Origin of the sequence: Streptomyces sp. NBC_00354, assembly GCF_036106915.1 — a bacterium.
GTDB lineage: Bacteria > Actinomycetota > Actinomycetes > Streptomycetales > Streptomycetaceae > Streptomyces.
On sequence record NZ_CP107983.1, the window covers coordinates 7,705,833 to 7,720,613 of the forward strand.

At 71.6% G+C, this 14,781-nt stretch carries 15 protein-coding genes and 2 pseudogenes; 10 read left to right on the plus strand and 7 right to left on the minus strand.

Annotated elements, in window-relative coordinates:
- The first annotated feature begins 188 nt into the window (after positions 1-188).
- Positions 189-1,394 (plus strand): PP2C family protein-serine/threonine phosphatase, encoded by a 1,206-nt coding sequence (locus OHT74_RS35320; RefSeq protein WP_328622467.1) that lies wholly within the window; start codon positions 189-191, stop codon positions 1,392-1,394.
- Positions 1,395-1,595: 201 nt separating this feature from the next.
- Here the strand turns inward: OHT74_RS35320 and OHT74_RS35325 are convergent, their stop codons facing one another.
- Positions 1,596-2,324, minus strand: coding sequence for a TetR/AcrR family transcriptional regulator C-terminal domain-containing protein (locus OHT74_RS35325; protein WP_328622468.1), 729 nt, complete (start codon positions 2,322-2,324; stop codon positions 1,596-1,598).
- Between OHT74_RS35325 and OHT74_RS35330 the strand changes: the two are divergent.
- Positions 2,226-3,388 (plus strand): annotated as a pseudogene (locus OHT74_RS35330) (cytochrome P450). The gene OHT74_RS35325 and the pseudogene OHT74_RS35330 sit on opposite strands and share 99 nt — an antisense overlap.
- A gap of 94 nt (positions 3,389-3,482) precedes the next feature.
- Here OHT74_RS35330 and OHT74_RS35335 read toward each other — a convergent pair.
- The 3 genes from OHT74_RS35335 to kdpF all read right to left on the minus strand — a co-directional run bounded on the left by OHT74_RS35335 (position 3,483) and on the right by kdpF (position 5,053).
- Complete coding sequence (locus OHT74_RS35335) at positions 3,483-4,079, minus strand: winged helix-turn-helix domain-containing protein (RefSeq protein WP_328622469.1); 597 nt, start codon at positions 4,077-4,079, stop codon at positions 3,483-3,485.
- Positions 4,080-4,164: 85 nt separating this feature from the next.
- Positions 4,165-4,926, minus strand: coding sequence for a DUF4118 domain-containing protein (locus OHT74_RS35340; RefSeq protein WP_328622470.1), 762 nt, complete (start codon positions 4,924-4,926; stop codon positions 4,165-4,167).
- Between the two features lie 37 nt (positions 4,927-4,963).
- The gene (kdpF, locus tag OHT74_RS35345) at positions 4,964-5,053 is read right to left on the minus strand and encodes a K(+)-transporting ATPase subunit F (protein WP_037836698.1); all 90 of its coding nucleotides are present in this window, start codon (positions 5,051-5,053) and stop codon (positions 4,964-4,966) included.
- Positions 5,054-5,371: 318 nt separating this feature from the next.
- Here kdpF and OHT74_RS35350 point away from each other — a divergent pair, with 318 nt between their 5' ends.
- Entirely contained in the window at positions 5,372-5,644 is a 273-nt protein-coding gene (locus OHT74_RS35350; protein WP_328623459.1) for a universal stress protein, read from the plus strand.
- Between the two features lie 225 nt (positions 5,645-5,869).
- On the opposite strand, the gene OHT74_RS35355 is transcribed toward OHT74_RS35350, so the two are convergent.
- On the minus strand, positions 5,870-6,613 hold the full coding sequence (locus tag OHT74_RS35355) for a MerR family transcriptional regulator (protein ID WP_266670400.1): 744 nt from the start codon (positions 6,611-6,613) through the stop codon (positions 5,870-5,872).
- 73 nt (positions 6,614-6,686) lie between these two features.
- Here OHT74_RS35355 and OHT74_RS35360 point away from each other — a divergent pair, with 73 nt between their 5' ends.
- Positions 6,687-7,937: a serine hydrolase domain-containing protein gene (locus tag OHT74_RS35360; RefSeq protein WP_328622471.1), complete on the plus strand. Its 1,251-nt coding sequence runs from the start codon at positions 6,687-6,689 to the stop codon at positions 7,935-7,937.
- 273 nt (positions 7,938-8,210) lie between these two features.
- Positions 8,211-8,909: pseudogene (locus OHT74_RS35365) on the plus strand (GNAT family N-acetyltransferase); the annotation flags it as partial.
- Positions 8,910-8,999: 90 nt separating this feature from the next.
- Here the strand turns inward: OHT74_RS35365 and OHT74_RS35370 are convergent.
- Positions 9,000-9,875 carry an alpha/beta fold hydrolase gene (locus OHT74_RS35370; protein ID WP_328622472.1) on the minus strand — a complete coding sequence of 292 codons (876 nt, stop codon included), beginning with the start codon at positions 9,873-9,875 and terminating at the stop codon, positions 9,000-9,002.
- Between the two features lie 234 nt (positions 9,876-10,109).
- Here OHT74_RS35370 and OHT74_RS35375 point away from each other — a divergent pair, with 234 nt between their 5' ends.
- The gene (locus OHT74_RS35375; RefSeq protein WP_328622473.1) at positions 10,110-10,877 is read left to right on the plus strand and encodes a class I SAM-dependent methyltransferase; all 768 of its coding nucleotides are present in this window, start codon (positions 10,110-10,112) and stop codon (positions 10,875-10,877) included.
- 89 nt (positions 10,878-10,966) lie between these two features.
- Positions 10,967-11,473 carry a F0F1 ATP synthase subunit B family protein gene (locus OHT74_RS35380; RefSeq protein ID WP_328622474.1) on the plus strand — a complete coding sequence of 169 codons (507 nt, stop codon included), beginning with the start codon at positions 10,967-10,969 and terminating at the stop codon, positions 11,471-11,473.
- A gap of 110 nt (positions 11,474-11,583) precedes the next feature.
- Here OHT74_RS35380 and budA read toward each other — a convergent pair whose 3' ends face one another.
- Entirely contained in the window at positions 11,584-12,366 is a 783-nt protein-coding gene (gene budA, locus OHT74_RS35385) for an acetolactate decarboxylase (RefSeq protein ID WP_443047626.1), read from the minus strand.
- Between the two features lie 324 nt (positions 12,367-12,690).
- Between budA and OHT74_RS35390 the strand changes: the two genes are divergently transcribed.
- The 3 genes from OHT74_RS35390 to OHT74_RS35400 all read left to right on the plus strand — a co-directional run bounded on the left by OHT74_RS35390 (position 12,691) and on the right by OHT74_RS35400 (position 14,741).
- The gene (locus tag OHT74_RS35390; protein ID WP_328622476.1) at positions 12,691-12,873 is read left to right on the plus strand and encodes a serine hydrolase domain-containing protein; all 183 of its coding nucleotides are present in this window, start codon (positions 12,691-12,693) and stop codon (positions 12,871-12,873) included.
- Between the two features lie 3 nt (positions 12,874-12,876).
- Entirely contained in the window at positions 12,877-13,299 is a 423-nt protein-coding gene (locus OHT74_RS35395) for a hypothetical protein (protein ID WP_328622477.1), read from the plus strand.
- 437 nt (positions 13,300-13,736) lie between these two features.
- Positions 13,737-14,741 (plus strand): FUSC family protein, encoded by a 1,005-nt coding sequence (locus OHT74_RS35400; protein WP_328622478.1) that lies wholly within the window; start codon positions 13,737-13,739, stop codon positions 14,739-14,741.
- The last annotated feature ends 40 nt before the right edge of the window (positions 14,742-14,781 follow it).

The following is a 14,781-nucleotide window of genomic DNA, read 5'->3' on the forward strand; positions in this document are numbered from 1 at the left end:
GGGTTGACGGGGCAGTCTCGACGCTCAGCATAGTGAACACCGTTCACGAGAACGGTGTATCGCCACCACGGACGCCGGCACCGACCGGTCTGCGGTGATCCGCGCGCCCGGCAGGCGCGCGGCGCACGTGCGGGTGACGGTTCGGGCTGGTGGAATGGCTTCTTCGGCTGCCGGGCCGGGGAGGTGTCTTGTCGGAGCATGACGGGAGGTCCGCCGGGCCCCCGGGGGAGTACGAGGCGCTGCGCGCGCGGCTCCGGACGATGGAAGCCGCGGCCGAGCAGATCGGGACGCGTCTCGACGAGACCACCACGTGCGAGGAACTGGCCGGCTTCCTGTTCCGCAACCTGTGCGACGCGGTCGCGGTGGAGCTGCGGGCCGAGGACGGCGGGCTGAACCGGGTGGCCGCGGCCGGAGCCGTCGGACTGCTGACGGCCCCGGCCGACGCGTCGCCCTCCGTACGCGCCATGGACGGCGGACACCCACTCTCCGAGTGGGCGGTGCTCTCCGGCGGCACCCCCGCGCACCTCGTCTCGGTTCCGCTGCTGGCCCGCGACCGGGTCTACGGCGCGGTGCTCGCCGTACGCGCCCGGGGTGGCTTCAGCGACCATGAGGCGGCGACGATCCACTTCACGGCCCGCTTGGCGGCGGTGCACCTCGGCCATGCCCGGGAGCTGGCCGCCACCGAGGACACCGCGATGAACCTGCAGCGCGCGCTGGTGTCGGAGCCGGGCCGGCCGCACCCGAATCTGGAGATGGCCAGCCGCTATCTGCCGGCGGGCTCCCGGGCCCTGGTGGGCGGGGACTGGTTCGAGACGGTCCGGCTCCACTTCGGCCGCACGCTGCTGGTGGTCGGGGACGTGATGGGCCACGGGCTCGACGCCGCCGTGGACATGAACGCGTACCGCTCCACACTGCGCGACGTGGCTTCCACGGACCTCTCCCCGCACCGCGTGCTGCGCCAGCTGGACGTCCTGGTCGCCGAGGATCCCGCCCGCCGGCCGGCCACCTGCCTGCTGGTACGGATGGACCCCACGCGCGGCGTCGCGGACTTCGCCAGCGCCGGCCACCTGCCGCCCGCGATCTTCGGAGCGGACAGCTCGGCGACCCTGGTCGACGTCCCGGTGGGTCCGCCGCTGGGCACCGGGGTCGGCGGCTACGAGGGCGTCACCCGGGCGATCGCCACCGAGGAGACCCTGCTGATGTTCACCGACGGGCTGGTGGAACGGCGCGGCGAGGACATCGACGTCTCGCTGGCCCGGCTGGCCGGACTGCGCCTGCCGGTCGGCGCGGCGGTGGAGGATCTGGTGGACGCCGTGGTGGCGGGCCTGGACGCCCACCACGCCGAGGACGACGTCGCGGTACTCGCGGCCCGCATCCGCCGCCGTAGGCCGTAGGCCGCAGGCCCGGAGCATTCCGCTGGAGTGGTACTGGCCTCAGCCAACCGCCGCCCGCGTCGACCAGTCGTCAGTAGGGCGTCGGGGATGGGGGGTTGGGCGGAGGGGGGGGCGCCAAGACGGGCTGGTGGCGGGGTGGTTGGGGGCGCGGAATGATCTCGCGACGGCAGCGCGAGAGGGGTTCGCGGGCGACCGGGCGGCCTATGTGGACTGCCGTGCCAGTCGGGCTTCGAGGCCGTCCAGGATGGCCTCGATGCCGAACTCGAACTTCTGGTGCGTCATCTCGGCCGGATCGGCCACCGCCTGTTCCTCCAGGCGGGCGCGCAGCCGGGGGTACCGGGAGGCGATCCCGGTCGCCCATGTCACCACGTCCTGCACCGGACCGTCGCCCTCGGCACCCCTGCCCGGCCGGATCTGCGCCTTCGCCATAGCCGCAGTCATCGCCTCGTCGATGGCCGAGCCCGCCACGAACGTGTAGGCGGTGTTCACGGCCCAGTCGAGGTCCCACCCCGTGAACCCGGCCGCCTCGTACACCGCGTAGCTGTGGTCCTGGAACCGGGCCATCCCGTCCCCGTACACGAAGTGCGTGCTGATGGCGTTGATGAGCCAGGGGTGCCGCGCGGCCAGCGCGTGCGCGTCGTACGCCAGGGCCCGCGCCGCGGCGCGCCAGCCGGACGAGCCGGGGTCCAGCGGCTCGATCTCGCCCCACACCCGGTCGGCCGCGAGGACGACGAGGTTCTCCTTGTTGCCCACGTGCCAGTACATGGCGGTGGGAGCCGAGCCCAGTCGCTGTCCCAGCTTGCGCATGCTCAGGCCCTCGATGCCCTCGGCATCGAGCAGCTCGATCGCGGCCCGGACGATCTGGTCACGGAACTGACCGAGGTACGCGAGCAGCAGCCCGTCCGCCGCATGGTCTACCCCGACGGGCACCACGGCTGGCTGGTCACCGGCTACGCCCCCGTACGCGCCGTACTGGCGGACTCCCGCTTCAGCTCCCGCTACGAGCTCATGCACTTCCCCTTCCCCGGCGGCCCCGAAGGCGCGCTGCCCCCGCCCCCGTCGGCGACATGACCGGGATGGACGCCCCGGACCACACCCGCTACCGGCGGCTGCTCGCCGGCAAGTTCACGGCCCGCCGCATGCGCCTGCTGACCGAGCGGATCGAGCAGATCACCGCCGAGCACCTGGACGCCATGGAGCAGCAGGGCGTCGGAGCCGACCTGGTCCAGGCGTTCGCGCAGCCCATCCCCGCCCTGGTCATCTGCGAACTGCTCGGCGTGCCCTACGGGGACCGCAAGACGTTCCACGACTACACCGTGGCCCTGATGAGCATGGAAGCGAGCATGGAGGACCGGTTCGCCGCCATGGCCGGACTGCAGGGGTACATGACCGAGCTCGTCCGGGCCAAGCGGGCGGCCCCGACCGACGACCTGCTCAGCGACCTGACCGAAAGCGACCTCACCGAGGAGGAACTCGCAGGCCTCGGCGGCTTCCTGCTCGGCGCCGGCCTCGACACCACCGCCAACATGCTCGCCCACGGCACCTTCGCCCTGCTGAGCCACCCGGACCAACTCGCAGCCCTGCGCGCCGATCCCGGCCTCGCCGACAGCGCCGTCGAAGAGCTGATGCGCTACCTCAGCGTCGCCCACACCATGGTCCGGGTGCCCCTGGAGGACGTCGGACTGGAGGGCCAGACGATCAAGGCAGGCGAGAGCGTCACCCTCTCGGTCGAGGCCGCCAACCGCGACCCGCTCCGCTTCGCCGACCCCGACACCCTCGACATCCGCCGCAAGGCCACCGGTCAGCTCGGCTTCGGGCACGGCATCCACCAGTGCCTGGGCGCCCAACTCGCCCGCGTCGAGATGCGCGTGGCTCTCCCCGCGCTCCTCGACCGCTTCCCGCAGCTGCGCCTCGCCGTCCCCGCCGAGGACGTACCACTGCGTACCGGCATGAACATCTACGGCGTGCACCGCCTCCCGGTCACCCTCATGTGACCACCGACGCCGGCAGCTCCGGCTCGGCCACCGGGGTGTCCGCTTCGTCGAGCAGGCGCCGGCGGTCGATGTGCTGTGTCTGTCCGACTGGCCGTCAGGGTTCGAAGCGGTAGCCCATGCCCGGTTCGGTGATCAGGTACCGGGGGCGGGTGGGGTCCGCTTCCAGCTTGCGCCGCAGCTGCGCCATGTACACGCGAAGGTAGTTGGTGTGCTCGGCGTACGTCGGCCCCCACACCTCCAGCAGCAGCTTGCGCTGGGAGACGAGATGACCGGGGTGGGCGATCAGCAGCTCCAGCAGATGCCATTCGGTCGGGGTCAGCCGGACCGCGCGCTCGCCGCGCACCACCTTCCGGGCCCTGAGATCGACGGTGAACTCGTCGGTCGTGATCCCGGACGGGCCGGCGGGGGAGGCGGGATCCTCCTGCCGCCGGGTGGCGGCTCGCAGGCGGGCCAGCAGCTCGTCCATGCTGAACGGCTTGGTCACGTAGTCGTCGGCGCCGGCGTCCAGGGCGCGGATCTTCTCCTCGGAGGTGTGGCGCGCGGACAGCACCAGGATCGGCACCCGGCTCCAGCCGCGTACGCTCCTGATCACCTCCACGCCGTCCATGTCCGGCAGGCCGAGGTCCAGGAGGATGACGTCCGGTCTGCGGTCTGCGGCGAGCCGGATGGCCGACCCCTTGACGGGCTCCATACGGGAGGGCCGGAACTCTTGACGCCGCCCTGACGCAGAAACGGCTCGGCGGCCGGCGGTGCGGTGGCTCCGCCGGGGCGGGGGCTCAGCCGCGGTGGGCCAGACCGGCGGAGTCGAGGGCTGCGCCGGCCTGCGCGGCGAGGGCGACGGCGACGAGGCGGGCCTGCTCCGAGGGCAGGGGGCCGGGGGTCGGGTCGAGCAGGAAGCGGCCGTAGTAGTGCCCGCCGCCGACGGCGCGCAGCTCGGTTTCACCCTCCGGCCACGCGTCGGGCCAGTACATGGCCTCCGTCTCCCCGGTGCCGTGGCCGAGCCACAGGCTGCCGTCGTGCTCCAGGCACGGGAGGTGGCCGATGAGCGACCCGTACTCGAAGCGGCAGCCGCGCAGGTTCAGCAAGCCGATGAGCTCGCGGCGCACGTGCTCGACGACGGCTTCGGGGGAGTCCCCGGCTTCGGCGAGCCGGGCCGTGCCCTCCAGCTGGGACAGGTGCGAGGCATCGGTGATCACGGCGCCCTGGAGGCGGCGTGCGCGGACCGCGAGCTGGGAGACGATGAGGCCGACGACCAGCAGGAGGACGGCCGTCTGGACGTCGTCACCGCCGGTGATGGTGAAGCGCCCGTACGGCCGGGTCAGGAAGAAGTCGAACCAGGCGGCGGCCGACAGCGCGGCGAGGGCGCCGGCCGCCCTGGTGCCGAGGGCGGCGACGGCGACCACCGCGACGACCAGGACCAGGGCGGCGTTCGTCGCCGAAAGATCCGTACGGAACGGCACGAGCGCGAGTGCCGCCAGGAAGGGGGCCACGAGGGCCGCGATCAGGGCGATGCGGTCGTGGAGCCGATACCCGGACATGTGAAGCCTCCCGTCCGGACACGCTGGTCCCTCGGGGTCAGAACCTCTCGGGCTTGATCAGGGCGGCAATGAGGTAGCCGAGCAGAGCGAGGGCGATGATCAGCCCGACCACGTTCTCAGCGTCCATGGACCATGTCTCCCGGTTCTCCTGGCAGGGGCGGTGTTCCGCCCACCTCCACAGTGCCTGCACCGCGCGTCGGCGTATCGTGCAATCACCGCCTTTTGATGTGTTTCATACACTCTCCCGGCAACGGACCACGGGCCGCCTCGGGAGTCGGTGAAGCCGGCCGAGTCCGCAGACGCCGCTGGCGGACCGCGGCATCAGAAACACGTCAGGGTTTCCCGTTCCGGCGTCAGAAGCGCGTCAGCAAGGGCGGCCGATGCCTGCCTGCTGCAGTTCCATGGAGTGCGCGAAACGCGCGGCATCAAGCAGAAGGGCAGGACGGTGCGAGGACGAGTCGTTGCGGGTACGTGCGGATCCCCCGGGAGCCTGACGGCATTGCACCGGGGGGACGCCGATGACCTGCTCGTCGTCGGTACGGGCTCGCGCGGCCCGCTGCTCCGCGCCCTGCGGCCTTCGGTGGCCCGGTACTGCCTGGCGCACGCCCCCTGCCCGGTCCTGGCCGTGCCGCCCAGCCCGTTCCAGGCCGACCTGGACGCCGTACGCCGGCGCATCGCGTGGCGCAGGCCCGTCGACACCGCCGGTCTGGCGAGGTGACACCCGTGCCCGGACCGAAGCCCGTGCAGGACTGCAACTGGGCGGGAGACGCCCGGGCGACAAGGGCATCAACGTGAGCCTGTCCCTCGGCACGATCAGTGAAGGGTCGGCCCCTCTCAAACGGCTCTCACGCCTCATCGACCGGCAGACCGCGAGCACGGTCTTCAAGGCCTCCGACATGGACCACTGCTGACCGGAGCACGGCTCGGCTCTTGCCGGCGCAGGTCAGCCGGTGTTCGCCCGGATCCGGCACAGTTCGATGAGCCGCTCCCAGGCGGGTACCGGCTTGCCGGTCCGGGCCGCCATGAGAGTGACGGCGACCAGGGCGTCGAGCGCCAGGACCGGCTCGGCGCCGTCCGGGTCCGGCGTCCGGAGCCCGCCGAAGCCGTTCACCTCGTCCGCGAGAGCCTCCAGACGCGGATCGTCCCGGTCCCAGCCGGCAGCCTGATCGGTGGTCAGGTACAAGCGCTGGAAAGCGGGATCCTCGAACAGGACCTGCTTCTGCCGGGCCCACTGCGGCACCTGGTCGGGGTACTGCGCCGCCAGCAGGATCCACGTGTCGCGCTCGGTGCGCACCGCCTCCGGGCTCAGACCGATCTCCCGCAGTCGTGCCAGCAGGACCACGACCTCTTCCGGCAGGAACAAGGCATCACCCGCAGACAGCTCGGCGATGCGGATCCGGCGCCGTTTGAGCTCCCTGATCCGGCCCTTCAGATCGTCGTCGATCGCAGAGACCGCGGCGGAGAACTGTTCGGGCGAGGCGCCCATCAGCTCCTCGATCCGTGCCAGTGGGACGCCGGCGTCCGACAGCGTCTTGATCCGCACCAGGGCGACGACCGCATCGGCTCCGTAGCGCCGGTACCCCGAGACATCACGCTCCGGCTCGGGCAGCAGGCCCCTGTGGTGGTAGTGGCGGACGGCCCGCACCGTCACACCGAGATGGGCCGCGACCTGGCCGATCGTCAGCATCCTTGGTCCCCCGGGAAATCGTCGCACGAAGCCGCTTGACCCTGACCCTGCGTCAGGGTCGGACGATCTAATCATGAACACGACGACAGCCACACGACAGGTTCCCGCAGCCGCCTCCGCAGGGAAGCCGCGGCTCACACGACCGGGCCGCGCAGGCCTCCGGCTGCTGATTGCCGCGGCGGCAGTGGCCGAGATCGCCATCGCGGCTCCGACGGCGTCCGCCGCGCCGGTCCGTACCGACCATTCAACGGTCCAGCAGGTGCTGGACCGTGCCGTGGCCGAGGGGGGCGTGCCGGGCATCCTGACCGAGATCCGCGACGGCCGTGAGACGTGGTTCGGCGAGGCGGGGGTGGCGGACACCTCGACCGGTCGGCAGCGCCGGCCCCAGGACCGCTTCCGTATCGGGAGCACCACGAAGACGTTCACGGCCACCGTGATGCTGCAACTCGCGGCCGAACGCCGGCTCCGTCTCGACGACTCGGTGGAGAAGTGGCTGCCCGGCACCGTGCGCGGACCGGGGTACGAGCCCGAGAAGATCACCATCAGGCAACTGCTCAACCACACCAGCGGGATCTTCGACTACGTCAACGACGACGTCATGAGGGCCCGGGGCGCGGGCACGCCGTTCCTCGAGCACCGCTTCGACCGCTACAGCCCCGAGGAGATCGTGCACATCGGCGTCTCCCATCCGCCCACCTTCGCTCCCGGCACCGGCTGGGGGTACTCCAACACCCCCTACTTCCTCGCCGGAATGATCATCGAGCGGGTGACCGGCCGACCGCTGGCCGACGCGATCGCGCAGCGCATCGCACGCCCGCTCGGGCTCACCGGAACGTACCTGCCGAGCGGCGACGATCCGCTGATCCGCGGACCCCACGGGCGGCACTACTCGACGCTGATGACGACCACGCCCGACGCCGGCATCTACGACGTGACCGAGCTCAACCCCTCCTGGGGGTGGGCGGCCGGCGGCGTCATCTCGACGGTCGGCGACCTCGACCGGTTCTTCGGTGCGCTGCTGGGCGGCCGGCTCCTGCCGCCCGCACAACAGCAGGAGATGTTCACCATGGTTGCCACCGAGAAGTGGATCCCCGACACCACCTACGGCCTCGGAGTCGCCTCGCTGAAACTGCCGTGCGGCGCGACGGTCTGGGGCATGGGAGGAGCCATCAACGGCTCCTGGACCTACACCTTCGGCACCCGCAACGGCACGCACATGGTCTCGGTCAACTCCAACGGCGACTGGAACTACCCGATCAGTGCCTTCACCGATGTCCTCAAGGCCGAGTTCTGCCCGGGCCATTCCCCGACGCCGGGCCATTAGGAGCTCGCGGGGTGCCGGCTCGGGGTCCGGCAGGCGCGGACCCTCACGACACGCCCCCGCGCCGGCATCAAACTCATCGACCTCGTGGTGTCCACCGTGCCCGGGCTCGGATGAGTTCCGTCAATGCCGGATCAGGGACGCGTAAGAGGCCTTGAGGCGTCGCCGCGCCGGAGGTTGGATGAGTCCATGGACATCGGCCTGCGCCACGAGGACCGGCCACCGCATCCGGTGACGCCGTCCGCGCACGGTGTCCGACTCCCGGCGCTCTAGGCCGTGTCGTCAAAGTCCCGTCTGGCTGGCGGTCAGCCGCGGAGGTCCGCGCGCCGCGCCGCCGACTCTGCCGCCGGGGGCGGCCCCCGTCCGGGCTGCCCCCGGCCTCCCCAGAGCCTCAGGGCCGCCGGGAACGGCCGCTGGTGGTGCGACCGGCCGCTCAACCCCCGGGCCCTGTCCGTCTCTTGCGGCGACCACGCGCTGCTGCGCGGTGACCCACGGGCTCTTTCCGCCGAGGACCTCGGCCCGCTGGCCGCCCACTACGTCCAGGCCCCGGCCGGGTTCGTGCCCTCGCTGCGGGCGGCGTTCGAGGGCGTCACCCCCTGGGAGCGGATGATGTACATCCGCCGGGCGCCCGCCGTACCGGCCCGGCCGCCGCGCGGAGTGACCGTACGGCGCCTGCGCAGCGACGATGCGCAGGCACTGGCGGCGCTGGGGCCGCGGGCGTCGTGGATCCACGGAACCTGGGGCGGCCCCCGCGACCTGGCCCGGTCCGGTGGCGCCTGGGGCGCCTTCCACCGGCGCGAACTGCCGGCGGTGGCGTGCACGTACTTCGTCGGCAGCCGGTACGAGGACGTCGCCGTCCTCGCGGTCCCCGACCACCGTCGCCGGCACCTGGCACTGGCCTGCGTGACCGCTCTCTGCGGGGACGTCGCGGCACGCGGCCGGACCCCGACCTGGTCCTGCGCCCGCGACAACCGCTCCAGCCGGCTCCTCGCCTGGCAGGCCGGCTTCCGCCTGGAGCACGAGTACGTCCACTACTCCACCCGGCGGATCCGCACCACTGCCCCGTCAGGACTCGCTCGGGCGCACCTGGCGAGCATTGCCTGCGGCAGTGTGTTCGAGGATCGCGGGGACGATCGTCGGCCAGTCGGCCCGCTCGACCCCGTGGCCGGCGTCCTCCAGCGCCAACAGCCTGCCGTCGGGAATCTGTTCCGCGAGTGCCGCACCGTGCCGGAGCGGGAACATCGGGTCGGCGGTCCCGTGGATCACCAGCGTGGGCACGGCGATCGAGGACAGGGGCGCGGGTGAGAGCTCGCCGTCCGGAAGCGAGTCGTGGTTGCGGGCCGCGCTGAAGTCGTGCGCGCGCTCGACGTCGCGACGGACGAGGCTGCGGGCGGCAGCCTCGTCGAACGGGCGCCGACCGCCGGCGAGCACGCGCGCGTAGGCAACCTGGTATGCGATCGCCGAGTCGCCATCCGACCCGTCGACGTGCGCATCGGAGACGAATCGCATGAACTCCTCGGTGGGCGGAGGGAGCTCGCCGTCGCCGGGCACGGCGGAGGACGTGCTGATCAGCACGAGCGAGAGGACACGATCGGCGTAATGCAGCGCGAGCAGCTGCGCGAGCGCCCCTCCGGCCGAGACGCCCACCACGTGCGCGGCAGGGATCCCGTAGGCGTCGAGCACGCGGGCGGCGTCACCGACCAGGTCCGCGCCGGTGTATCCGGGACGGCCCGGCTCGTAGGTGACCGACCGGCCGGTGTCGCGGTGGTCGTAACGGATCACGAAGCGCCCGCCCTCGGCGAGCATCCGGCAGAAGCCCTCCTCCCACCACAGCATCGAGCCCCCGAGGCCCATGACGAGCAGGACGGGCGGATCCGACGGGTCGCCGAAGGACTCGGTGCACAGCGTGATGCCATCCGACTCCACAACATTCTCAGCCATCGTTGCCCCTTCTCTCCTGCGGTACGCCGGGCCGCGGGGTCGGTGGTAGTTGTACCAGTCCAGCCGGTCGGGGAACGCGACCTGACGTTCGTGGTCCGAGGTGTAGGGCCGCCGGCAGGCCCGGCGTTGTCGGTCGGCGTCGGTAGGGTGGTTGCTTGCCGATCGGGGAGGCGGGTGATGCGGATGACCGCGTCTGAGCAGGTCGATATGGCGCGCAGTCAGGTGTTCGGGGAGGTGGCTGAACTCTACGATGCCGCCCGCCCGGGATACGCGGACGCTCTGGTGGCGGACGTGCTCGTGTACGCGGCTCTCGGCGAGCGTGAGGCGGTGGAGGTCGGAGCGGGGACCGGCAAGGCCACGGTGCCGTTCGCGGCGCGAGGTACGTCCCTGGTGTGCATCGAGCCCGATCCGCGCATGGCCGAGGTGTTGCGCCGCAACACCTCGTGCTACCCGGGGGTCCGGGTTCACAGCGGTGGCTTCGAGGAGTGGCAACCCGGTGGCCGCCGCTTCGGGCTGCTCCTTGCTGCCACGTCCTGGCACTGGGTGGCCCCGGAGCGGCGCTGGGATCTGGCCCATGATGCTCTTGCGTCGGGCGGGGCCGTGGCGTTGTTCTGGAACCCGCAGGGGGTCCGCGATGCAGGGTTGCACGCCGCCCTGGCCGAGGTCGACGGCCGACACGGGATCGACCATGCGCCGCATGGTGAGCTGGCGTCCTCCTACGGCGATGTGCCCGGGAACTGGGCCGGGCTGCCCGGCTGGCCCGAGGAGGAATGCCGACGCGACGGGCGCTTCACCGACCTGCGTGCCGTCCGGTACCGGCAGGGCCGGCACTACGACACCGGACGCTACCTCGGATACCTGTCCTCGCTCTCGCGCTATCGCGTCCTGCCCCCCGACCGGCGCGAGCAGGTCCTCGCCGAGACCGCCCAGGTCCTGGAGGCCCACGGTGGCGGCATCGAAATGGAGCATTTCAGCGACCTCTTCCTCGCCCGGGTGGGGTGAGCGGAACACTGTTACTGCACAGCCTATTTCTGGCCATGGATGGCTGATATTTGAGGCGGACATCAGGAGCGCGCCGTTATGATCAGACAATGGGACCCCTGAAACCGAATCTGATAGAGCTCATAGTCGGCCTGATCTGCTTCGCTGCAGTCTTCGCCATCATGGCCAAGGTCCTGCTTCCCAGAATTGAGAAGACCCTCGCCGAGCGCGAGAGCGTCACTGAGGGCACGCTGGAATGCGCTGAGGAAACCCGACTCGAGGCGCAGCGCATTCATGCCCAGTACCAGGCTGAATTGAGTGCCGCCCGGCACGAAGCCGCGCAGATCCGTCAGGCTGCCCATGAGGAAGGCGCGGCGATCCTCGCTGAAGTGCGTGTGGAGGGGCACAGGGTGCGTGAGGAACTTGTCGCCGCAGCCGCGGTGCAGCTTGAAGCGGACCGAGTCCTTGCCGAGGCCGAACTTCGCGAGGATGTCCTCGGACTGGCCAGGGAACTGGCTGGACGTATCGTCGGGGAACCGTTCACCGACCTCGACCGTGCCCGCGCCGTTGCCGACGAGTTCTTCGCCGAGGTCGATGCAGAGGCCGCCACGGCGTGAGCTGATCGGGGAGGCGGGCCACACCTCGCCGTCACCGGCGGATCGCCAGGGCTGTCCTCAGCGAGGACCGTGACCGGCAGCTCCGAGCTCTGATGGCGGCCGTACACCGCTCACGGCCTCCGGCCGCCCTGGAGCACCGCCTCGATTTCGCCCGCGACATCGCCCCGGCCGAGCTGCGCCGTGTGGAAGTCCTGCGTGCGCGGCATGCGCAGGACCAGTTCGTAGCCCACGTCGACGCGTACCCGCCCGGAGCGGAGTACGAAGTCGTAGGCGTGTCCGCCGCGGGTGCGGCAGCCGGAGAGGAAGTGCAGGTGGTATCCGGCGGCGGCCACCCCGAGCATGTGGGTGGGGCTGCGGAAACCGACGATGGTCCCCTGCAGGTCGGTGTGGGTGGAGATGATCTGCGCCGCCACCGCGTCGATCAGCCGGGGGTAGGGGCGGTGCTGCTCGGGGAGCATGCGGGTGACCACGTGGTCGAAGTGCCCGTCGACGCGGACTGCGTAGAACATGTTGGGGCTCGGCAGCCAGTTGTCGATCACCGCGCGCAGTTCTGTGGCGTCGACCGGGTCGGTCATCCGCCAGTCGTACTCGCCGTGGAAGTAGGTCACCGCCGCGAGGGGAGTTCGCGTGGCCGGGTCGGCTTCACCGGCGGTCCCGTCGGCGCGTAATCGATAGCACCGGCCGTCCAGGACGACCATCTCGCCGTCGAGCCGGTCGAAGGTTCCGATGCCGAAGTCACCGTGGCGGCAGAGCTCGGCGATGGTCGTCGTGCCTTCGTAAACGCCTTCGAGCATGGCCGTCATGGTCGAGGCCTGGAAGATCCGCCCCCTTGGCCGAGTGGGCGACCCTTGTGGTTCTGGCGTATCACGCCCAGTCGAGTCCGGTTCCGGCATGTGCCCCCCTGGGTCCCCGTGAGTACGACGGTCCGGCAGCCACGGCACGACGCTTCCCCCCCGCCCCGCCAGACCTGCATCGAGCAGCACGTTAAGGAGCCGGCCATGTCGCCACAACGGCGCGCACGTGGTCGCGCGTTGTGACCGGCAGAGCACCCGACCCGCACCCGCCCTCCGACACCCCCTCGCGCCCCCACCAGGATGCGTGTGTCAGGGGCCGCGCAGGGTTGTGATCAAGGCCGGCGTGGGCGCCGCTGCCGGCCCGGTTGCCGCTGATGCGTACATCCGGATCGGCATGTCACCAAGACGTTCACCAACACGGTGGTGCTCCAACTCGTCGCCGAGCACCGGATCGACCTCGATGCACCTGCGCGGCGGTACGTCCCCGAAGTGCTGCCCACGGCATACGACCGCGTCACCGTGCGCCGGCTCCTCGCCCACACGAGCGGCCTGCCCAAGCCCGCCCGGACCCCCGGCCCGGCCGGCGGACCCGGTTGGCAGCTCTAGTCCGTGACGCCCGAAGACCTCCTGCACGACTCGTTGGCCGCAGCCGCCGACGCGCCGCCCGCACCCGGCTCCGAGCAGCAGTACAACGGCCTCAACTCCTTCGTGACCGAGCAGAGCCCGTACCCGTGGGCCGAGGGAGGCGTGATCTCCACCGCCGCCGACCTGGACCGCTTCTTCACCGCGCTGTTCCGGGGGCGCCTGCTCCCGCCCGCGCAGCAGCAGCTGATGTTCGAGCTGCCGAAGGTGAAGGGCGCCGCCGACAATAAGAACTGCCTCGGCCAGGAGGCCTGCTACAGCATCGGCGGTCTCATGCGCTTCAAGCTCGCGAACGAGGAGTATGCGTGGGGCAGGACCGGTTCCCGCCCCGGCTGGGACAATGGGTTCTTCGCCACCAGGACCTCCGACACCGCGTGGTGTACTCCCTGAACCCGACGGGTGTCGGCAATGATCTCCCGCACATCAAGGCGCTCGTCAACGCCGCGCTCGCCGACTGACAGCCGACCGGCGCTGCATACCGCCGCGGGTCATTCCGGCCCGTCAGGTGATGCGCGAAGCGATCGGCCGAGCGGGGTGAACGTGAAGGCCTCCGGCGGGTCCGTCCGCCGACCCGGGTCGGGCCGCGACCGCCACATCCCCGGCCCCCGGGGCCGGTTCCGAGAAGGATGCCGCCGCACAGGACGGCGTAGGTGAATTCGTCGGCCGGGCCCGGGCCGGTGGGCGACGGCGGCGACGGAAACCGGGGCTCGTGAGGGGTGGTCCGGAACGCGTAGGACACTCCGTGAGCCCGGCCCGGTTGATCTTCGGGAGCCGACACCCCTTGTCGCTGGAGCCCTGCGCGCCGCCGTCCCCCTACGATGTTCGGCATGCCTGCGGCATCGGCTTCTGCGGGAGGGCACGGGTTCGCCGCCCGGCTGGGGCCGGCCGCCCGCCTGGTCGTGTGCGCCGCCGTTCCATGGGCCTTGTGCGTCTGGCTCGGCACCAGCTCCGCCCCGGTGCCCGCGGCCCTTCCGGCCGTCCTGATCCTGCGCGAGGACGTCTTCGCCGCGCCCCGGTTGGCCCTGGAGCGGATGGCGGGAGTCGTGGCGGGCGTGCTCGTCGGCGTGGCCGTCCTGCACTGGCTGCCCGTCTCCTCCGCCTCGTTCCTGATCTTGCTGCTCTGCGGCTGCGCGGGCATGTACCTGTTGGGCGGCACTGGCGCTCCCAACCAGCAGGTCCTGATCTCCGCGCTGATGATCTACACCACCCCGGTCGCCGGGTACCCGTTGGCCAGGCTGGAGGAGAGCGCGATCGGTATCGCGGTCGTGGCCCTCCTCGGTCCGCTCCTGTGGCCGCCCGACCCCTACCGCGCGGCACGGGCCGGCCTGGACGCGTACCGGACCGACCTGTGCGCCCTCCTCGACGGCATCGCCGCCCGGGCCGCCGCCGGGCAGCCCGCCCCCGCCCAGCCCGGCGCCGCGGTGCTCTGGCAGCGCCCGCACGCGCTGGCCGCCTCACTCGACGGGACCCTCGCGCGCCTGCGGCTCGTGCCGCTGAGGCGGACCGACGCCGCGCGTCTGGCCGGCCTCCGGCCCCGGCTGCACCTGGCCGGTCGCACCGCGCTCACCCTCCAGTTCTTCACCGGAGAACTGGCGGACCGGGCCCGCGAGGCCGCCGAACCGGACGCGGCCGTACGCGATCTGGCCCCCCTCGTCCGGGCCACGTCCCGCGCCCTCGACGAGGCGCTGAGCGGAGCGGACTGTTCCGCCGCGCTGCGCCGGGCCCGCGCCCTGGACGCGGCGCACCGGGCCGCTCACCCCACCCGCCACGACGCAGTCCTGCGCGCCGGGCTCCACCTCACCCACGAGGCACTCGGCGCCCGTGCGGGGTAGCCGCCGCCCGGGAAGACATCGTCAGAGGTGGGCACCATCT